Annotated in this window: 1 rRNA gene; it reads right to left on the bottom strand. The window is 52.7% G+C overall.

Features of this window, described 5'->3' with window-relative positions:
- Positions 1-239: 239 nt before the first annotated feature.
- Positions 240-1,604: ribosomal RNA gene (locus F452_RS0110570) — 16S ribosomal RNA — on the bottom strand; the annotation flags it as partial.

The raw sequence follows: 1,604 nt of genomic DNA, 5'->3' as shown, positions 1-1,604 counted from the left end.
CCCCCCGCCGCGCCCAAGGCGCGCCACAGAGAATATCCGCAGGTTATATTCGTTTTATTCATACGTCGAACAGCTGATGCTTCTATTGCAGTCTGTGCAGTAAAGATTCTTTTAAAATAAAAAAGCCGAGAGTCGAAACCGAAGGCGATACCAGTCTCTTACATAGAGACTACTACCTTCAGAAAAATCTCCTTATCGTTTCTCAAGAACCATCCTTGCTTCTCAAGTCCGAACTCCAGAAAGGAGGTGTTCCAGCCGCACCTTCCGGTACGGCTACCTTGTTACGACTTAGCCCCAGTCACCGGTATTACCCTAGTGCGCCCCTTGCGGTTACGCCCTTCAGGTACCCCCGACTCCCATGGCTTGACGGGCGGTGTGTACAAGGCCCGGGAACGTATTCACCGCGCCATGGCTGATGCGCGATTACTAGCGAATCCAGCTTCACGGAGTCGAGTTGCAGACTCCGATCCGAACTGGGGAAGGGTTTCGAGATTCGCATCCGGTCGCCCGGTAGCTGCCCTTTGTCCCTCCCATTGTAACACGTGTGTCGCCCCGGATGTAAGGGCCGTGCTGATTTGACGTCATCCACACCTTCCTCACGCCTTACGACGGCAGTCTCGGTAGAGTCCTCAGCTAAACCTGTTAGCAACTACCGATGTGGGTTGCGCTCGTTATGGCACTTAAGCCGACACCTCACGGCACGAGCTGACGACAACCATGCAGCACCTACATAGACGCCCCGAAGGGAAGACGGCTTTCACCATCCGTCGTCTACATTTCAATCCCGGGTAAGGTTCCTCGCGTATCATCGAATTAAACCACATGTTCCTCCGCTTGTGCGGGCCCCCGTCAATTCCTTTGAGTTTCACCGTTGCCGGCGTACTCCCCAGGTGGATTACTTAACGCTTTCGCTGTGGAAGCTTGACGGTATATCGCAAACTCCTAGTAATCATCGTTTACTGCGTGGACTACCAGGGTATCTAATCCTGTTTGATACCCACGCCTTCGTGCTTCAGTGTCAGTCGCAGTATGGCAAGCTGCCTTCGCAATCGGAGTTCCTCGTGATATCTATGCATTTCACCGCTACACCACGAATTCCGCCTGCCGCCTCTGAACTCAAGCCCGGCAGTTTCAACGGCACGCTGAACGTTGAGCGCTCAGTTTTCACCGCTGACTTACCGAACAACCTACGCACCCTTTAAACCCAATAAATCCGGATAACGCTCGCATCCTCCGTATTACCGCGGCTGCTGGCACGGAGTTAGCCGATGCTTATTCTTACGGTACATTCACAGCAATACACGTATCGCCCGTTATTCCCGTATAAAAGAAGTTTACAATCCTTAGGACAGTCATCCTTCACGCGACTTGGCTGGTTCAGGCTCTCGCCCATTGACCAATATTCCTCACTGCTGCCTCCCGTAGGAGTCTGGTCCGTGTCTCAGTACCAGTGTGGGGGATAAACCTCTCAGTTCCCCTACCCATCGTTGCCTTGGTGAGCCGTTACCTCACCAACCAGCTAATGGGACGCATGCCTATCTTACAGCTATAAATATTTCCTTGCCCGATCATGCAACCAAGCAAGTGTATGCGGTATTAGTCCG

The organism is Porphyromonas gulae DSM 15663 (assembly GCF_000378065.1).
Taxonomy (GTDB): domain Bacteria; phylum Bacteroidota; class Bacteroidia; order Bacteroidales; family Porphyromonadaceae; genus Porphyromonas; species Porphyromonas gulae.
Note: the sequence above shows the minus strand (reverse complement) of the source record. Positions and strands in the feature narration are given on the sequence as shown.